Raw genomic sequence first — 5,915 nt, 5'->3', positions numbered from 1 at the left:
TTTGACCACCTAACAGTCGCTTCATCTGACCTATCAAACAAATCCTTATTTTGATACCCTTTCATTTTAAAAGTCATTGTTTCTGATTTTTCTTGACTCGACTTTAATGGAGTTGCAGATTCTGTAGCTTTGTTCGACTTAATAACTTCATCTTTAAAATAACTCAATACTTTATTCATCAAAGCATAAAAAGCATTTACATCACTATCCCCGACTTCAATAGATCCTTGCCCCCTATCTCTTCCTATAGCACTATCCATAGGGTCTGCTCCAGTTCCCCAAACCATTACACCATCCTGCTGAATACTTCCCTTCTTATTAAAATCAGCAATCACATTTCCATTTACTGTAATTTGTCGAGTTGAGCCATCCATTACCAAATGATCTGTTCTATTCTCTCCATAACTTTGATTACTACTACTATATCATAAATTAGTATATCCTTTAATATTTTTACTTCCATCAATCCATGTAACCTTTTTGGTTTCATTATTCATATACCAATCTTCTCCTTTCATCCCCGTAGGATCCACCAAATTAATCGGGTTGTTGTGTACATAATGGTACGGTGTCCATGTTGGGAACTGTTCCGCTAACGGGTCTACACTCATCCACATCTACTCAACTTTTTCCTCGCGCGAACTCAACCTTGATTTTACAAAACCAACTGTCCATATAAAAATAATGCTTATTTCAATTGAAAAAGACCTGTTAAAGATATTACAAGCTATTTTTATAAATTACAAAACCCGCTAATCTTTTGCTTAGTAGGTTTTGTATTTTTATCCATTCACATAAACTCTTCAATATATCTTGTAAGACTAAGGAAAACTATAGAAGTTTAAAACAATTACATTAACAAACATATTTACCTTTTTTTCCCTTCTTTAAATCTCTCGTTTGTGTAAGTAATTTGCCAATCCAGTTCATTTAATTCTTGTAAAGAATATTCATGGTATTTGTAATGCTGTGCTTTATATAAACTATCCCAGATAATATCCTGCATACTATCAAATTCAACTGAATTATTATAAATACCTCGTTTTAATAAAATAGAATCAAGTTCACTTTTTTTCATTGCAATTACAAGAAGTAAAGTATCTGGTTTCGCTCTTTCAAATTCGCCCTCCCATTGATTAAAAATACCTACTTCTATTGTCTCGTAAGGTAAAATACTTCTTATTCCAGATCTTTGATAGGGTCCTTTATTATCTCTAATTTCATTTTGAAACCTTAATCTGAACAAAATTGAATCTGAAGTTCCATTTTTAACCTTCAATCTATTATCTGCAGGATCACAAGAAGAGAACACACTAAATAATACTAGATAAAATAATACTTTTTTCATGTCTATTTATATATTTTTTTTCCTGTCCATCCTTGCCCTAATATATCTGCTCTTTTTTCAGATGAAGAATCATGATGATTAAATCCTGAATCAATAGTTGCTCTAATAGCACTTATTATACTCGGAATACCAATAGTTTTAAAATAATCAAATTTATTATATTTAATATTATGCTTATAATCTAAAAAGTGTCCATATTCATGAGCTAAAGTTCCTGAATCGGACATTCCTGGATTAGTAAAAATGACATTTCCAGCCGTTAGAGCTCCATTTATATGTGGAGAACTATATATCTCTACTCCAGGATACTCATTGGAATCACTGATGTTTTGTATTTCACCCATCAAATTTAAAGAAGAATATAAAGGATCTGATATGCTCGTAATCGTCAAAGATCTATCAAATTCATCTTTAGGCTTAGCATTAGATAAATCAAAAATAATTGAAAAATTCCCAACGGGCTCTTTAAATTCACTAGCATCATAATAGCCATTAAAAGATATTGATCCATTGTCATTATATGTATAATGTTCATATAAATTCTTACCACCATTCCAAAAATACTCCAATCCCTTTACAAGTGGTTCTGCACTCATCCCCGTAGGGTCAGTCATATTAATCGGGTTGTTGTGTACATAATGGTACGGTATCCAACAAACTGCTCCGCTAACGGGTCTACACTCAAAAACACACTCATCGTCGGATCGTAATAACGTGCACCGTAGTAATAGTAACCTGTTTACCTCCTCTTGATTATTTTATGCGTAAGGACTCAGTGAATATATCTCACCGAGTTGCTATTTTGTTTTGGTGTTCGATGAATCTACACTACGTTTCGATTTTCACTGCGTTCCGATTTCAACTGTGTTTCGGTTTGCGGATCCAACTCTGCACTTCGTGTGGTTCGTTCAACTAAAACTACTCGCTTTAGTCTCCGAAATCATTAAATTTATACACATTATCATAATTACTGTTGTTGTGTTCCACCATCAGCTCCCCTCATGAAGTGCACCGAATACCAAAACAAATAAAATCATTAATGAGGTAAACCGATTGGAAGGCTGGGGGTGATTAATCTATATTTATTTTACATCTAAATCCAATCTAAAAAAGATAGGTTTCACATTAATTTCATCTTTAGCAAATTCTTTTTTTGGTAGCAAAGTATAATATCCTTGTATTGTATTTACACCTTCATCTCTTGGTGTGATTCTTAAATAATAAGAATCTTCACCATATGAAGGAATACTATCTTTATCCAACTCTAAAAAATCACCATAATCTGTAATACGTTGAGAATCTTTAAACAAAAATAATTGTAAACTTCCAACAAATTTTTCTTTATCATAGAATAATTCTATCTCAATTTCAACTGGTTTATCTTTCTGAATGTTTTCTGCATTATAATTAAAATAATAATAGTATCCATTATTTCTCTGCAAAACACCTTTAGTAAAATACTTAATTGTATTTCCGTTATGCATACCATGATAATTGATGTAATTAACTATACTATCAACTTCATTTCTATCATTTTCAAAAAACCAATCTCCTGTACGTATATAATTATATGTCCATCCTCTAGAAATATTGTCATTCTCTCCATGTACTACAACATAGACAGAGTCTGGTTGTTTTTCTAAATAATAAAAACTTGCACTTTTTGATAAACTATCGAAATTTGATTCAATTTTATTTATAAACTTAAATTGATCATCTATTTCTTTAAATCCTGTTCTTGGCTTATCACTGCATGAATAAAAAAAACTAATCATCATTAATAAGCAGAAAATATTAATTTTTCTCAAATCTATGTGCATTAAAATCAAAATATTGTTTTCTTAATGAATCCCTAAACTTTCCACCTTCAGGGGCATAATAATCTTTCATAATTCTCGCTTGTTGATCATTTAACTGTATTTGTATCGAATCAAAATAACCATTATATAAAGAAACTTTTTGTAAAGGTTTACTATTCTCTATATCGTCCATTATTTTTTCAGCGGCTGAATATCCGCCAATAAAACCTCCTACCACCTTTTGTAAACCACTCATTGCAGTAAAGAAACTATTAAGATCTGGTAAACTAGCTCCTCCTGCACCAACTAACATATTCATATCACCTGCATTAATATCCTTATGAATTCCAAAAATACTTCCTTTTTTGCGTCCATTATCGTCTGTTCCTCCACCCCAAGTTCTATATCCGCCAAGATTTCCACTCAAATCCTTATTCTGCTGTGGTCCAAAAACAACATCGTGATGACATGACACACAATTTTCACTACCTGAATCAATTGGTTGATGTGTTCCATCAGCATTATAAATTGTTTTATCTCCAATTATTGCACTTCCATAGTACCATCCATCAGGCGTATTAGTACCGTCATAACTTTCATTAAACTTTGCTTCACCTGATTTTTCATTAATAATCCATCCATCAGCTGCCATCCCCGTAGGATCCACCAAATTAATCGGGTTGTTGTGTACATAATGGTACGGTGTCCATGCTGGGAACTGTTCCTCCAACGGATCCACATTTACTCAACTTTTCCCGCCCGCGAACTTAACCTTAATTTACAAGACCAACTGTCCTTATAAAAATAAAGTTTATTTCAATTGAAACAACACGTTTATTAAAAAGATCAAAGGTTCTCGTGAGATTTTCGGTAAATATGAACGAAACGAGGTTTTCCCTTCCATTGATATTGCTCGTAAAATAGCAGATATCTTAGAAATTTCTTTAGACTACTTAACAGGTAAAGAAGACATACGCATTGATAAAGACACCAGTATGCGCGTTTTAGAAGTGTCTAAGTTTGAAGAAAAAGATCGTGAACATATTTTCTCTGTTATCGATGCGTTTATCGCTAATAGAAAAATTCAATCTATTTTATAAAAGAAGAAAAACCCGCTAATCTTTCGACTAGCGGGTTTTTCTTCTTTTATAATTGATGCGTACGAACTGCATCCGAGGCTTTAACCGAAGGGAACGAAGTTAAGTCCGCACAATCGGGTTTTACTATTTATCCCAAGCTACCTTATACTTGTCAGGATATTTTTGCCTTTTTTCAAAATAATACTGAGCAGATTTTATACTATTTTGGATATCGTATTTAAACAAAAAAGTATAATTCTGATTATCTCCATACATTAAAATTATAAAATCGTCTGTAAATGATACTACATCATATTTATGCCCATCCCATGATAAAATACTATCATTACTAATAGACCACTCTCTTTTATCATAAATAAGATCTCCATCCGTATTAAAATCAATCATCTTTTCATTTTCATCTTTGCGAAATCTATTATACTGCATATCACTATTAAACTGGTAATACGTTCCTATTCTGCGTAATTTTTCACCAGAATAAACCACCCAATACTCATTTTTACTATTAACAAAATAATCTTTCATTTCTTTTTTGGTACAAGATATCGTTATAAAAATGAAGCCAAACAAAACACCTATTTTAATTCTCCACTTTTTCATATTTTATTTCTACTTTTTGATTTTTACAACCGCCTCGAAGATTTAAAGTACCTAATTCTAACTCTTCTTGTTTCCAAAGTGGCTAGTTTTCAAAATTTTTAAAAGAAATATTCTATTTGCCATATTAAAAACTGTCTATTTTTTTGGAACGTGAGCAAGGTATTTACTTCAGTAAAAGTTTTATATATTAAAAAAAATTACTATTTCTTAGCTAACTTAGATAAACTAACAAATTTTATTCTTCCAAGTGATAAAAAGTTATCTAAGTTTTTATTTCTATGAAATGATTTTGTTTCTATTGTATTTCCGTCACTTAATGGTGTAGACAATACAAAATCATTCTTAAAAATTAACTTTACACCTACTAGTGAATCGTTGTTGATTTTAATCAATTCAACATCTACTATTTTTTGATTAACTATATTTTTAAATAAACTACTATCTGATACTTCATAATATTCTATATCCATTACCATATCATCCTCACAATCCATCCATCTCTGCATCCGTTGATGAAACTCTATCCAATTATTAGTTACATTAGGCATTGGTAAACATTCAACTATTGGTCGCGTTAATTCGCTTTTATCAGTAGTTATAACAAACATTTGATTTGTTGAATCTTCAAAAAAGTAACCAGCAGATATATCTATTTGAGAGATATCACTCTCTCCAAATGGTGGCCAAACAATTAAAAACAATCGTTTGACTCTTTTATTGATAATTTTTTGTAATGTATTTATCATCATCTTAATTTTTTTGCAGCGTTATACCATTGATTTGCAGTTTTATTTATAACAGTAATAAAAGTTCCATTAGCCTCAGTAACGACCATTTTCCCATTACTGATATACATCAATGCATTTCTATGCCCATGCCATTGTCCTGCACGAGTTAATACGGGATTAGCATTCTCTAAAAGCAATCCTTCAATAGGTATAACTGTTGATGCAATTCCACCTATATAATTCAACATTGTTTCCTTAGCCCTTGCAGTCTCTCCTGTTGCATTTACCCAACCATCATAAGCCATTTGCAAATTACCCATCGTACTCTTATCATTTTTAT

General features: G+C 31.5%; 7 protein-coding genes and 2 pseudogenes. All 9 read right to left on the bottom strand.

Features of this window, described 5'->3' with window-relative positions:
• Positions 1-374 (bottom strand): annotated as a pseudogene (locus ACUTSE_RS18025) (type IV secretion protein Rhs); the annotation flags it as partial.
• 51 nt (positions 375-425) lie between these two features.
• Positions 426-617, bottom strand: a complete 192-nt coding sequence (locus ACUTSE_RS18020; RefSeq protein WP_445641257.1) for a hypothetical protein — start codon at positions 615-617, stop codon at positions 426-428.
• A gap of 251 nt (positions 618-868) precedes the next feature.
• Entirely contained in the window at positions 869-1,348 is a 480-nt protein-coding gene (locus tag ACUTSE_RS18015) for a hypothetical protein (RefSeq protein WP_445641256.1), read from the bottom strand.
• A gap of 2 nt (positions 1,349-1,350) precedes the next feature.
• Positions 1,351-1,962 carry a hypothetical protein gene (locus tag ACUTSE_RS18010; RefSeq protein ID WP_445641255.1) on the bottom strand — a complete coding sequence of 204 codons (612 nt, stop codon included), beginning with the start codon at positions 1,960-1,962 and terminating at the stop codon, positions 1,351-1,353.
• A 468-nt stretch (positions 1,963-2,430) separates the two neighbouring features.
• The gene (locus ACUTSE_RS18005; protein ID WP_445641254.1) at positions 2,431-3,156 is read right to left on the bottom strand and encodes a hypothetical protein; all 726 of its coding nucleotides are present in this window, start codon (positions 3,154-3,156) and stop codon (positions 2,431-2,433) included.
• Positions 3,143-3,886, bottom strand: coding sequence for a hypothetical protein (locus tag ACUTSE_RS18000; RefSeq protein WP_445641253.1), 744 nt, complete (start codon positions 3,884-3,886; stop codon positions 3,143-3,145). Before ACUTSE_RS18000 ends, ACUTSE_RS18005 begins: the two co-directional genes overlap by 14 nt.
• Positions 3,887-4,370: 484 nt before the next feature.
• Entirely contained in the window at positions 4,371-4,847 is a 477-nt protein-coding gene (locus tag ACUTSE_RS17995) for a hypothetical protein (protein WP_445641252.1), read from the bottom strand.
• A gap of 200 nt (positions 4,848-5,047) precedes the next feature.
• Entirely contained in the window at positions 5,048-5,596 is a 549-nt protein-coding gene (locus ACUTSE_RS17990) for a hypothetical protein (RefSeq protein WP_445641251.1), read from the bottom strand.
• Positions 5,593-5,915 (bottom strand): annotated as a pseudogene (locus ACUTSE_RS17985) (hypothetical protein); the annotation flags it as partial. The gene ACUTSE_RS17990 and the pseudogene ACUTSE_RS17985, both read right to left, overlap by 4 nt.

Source organism: Myroides sp. TSA_177.3, assembly GCF_052691955.1.
The sequence above is the reverse complement of the archived record's forward strand: the minus strand, read 5'-3'. Positions and strand labels throughout refer to the sequence as shown.

Excerpts from the sequence above, each read along its gene's own strand:
- ACUTSE_RS17995 (WP_445641252.1), bottom strand. The coding sequence starts at position 4,847 with ATGAAAAAGTGGAGAATTAAAATAGGTGTTTTGTTTGGCTTCATTTTT.
- ACUTSE_RS17990 (WP_445641251.1), bottom strand. The coding sequence starts at position 5,596 with ATGATGATAAATACATTACAAAAAATTATCAATAAAAGAGTCAAACGA.
- ACUTSE_RS18015 (WP_445641256.1), bottom strand. The coding sequence starts at position 1,348 with ATGAAAAAAGTATTATTTTATCTAGTATTATTTAGTGTGTTCTCTTCT.
- ACUTSE_RS18020 (WP_445641257.1), bottom strand. The coding sequence starts at position 617 with ATGTGGATGAGTGTAGACCCGTTAGCGGAACAGTTCCCAACATGGACA.
- ACUTSE_RS18010 (WP_445641255.1), bottom strand. The coding sequence starts at position 1,962 with ATGACTGACCCTACGGGGATGAGTGCAGAACCACTTGTAAAGGGATTG.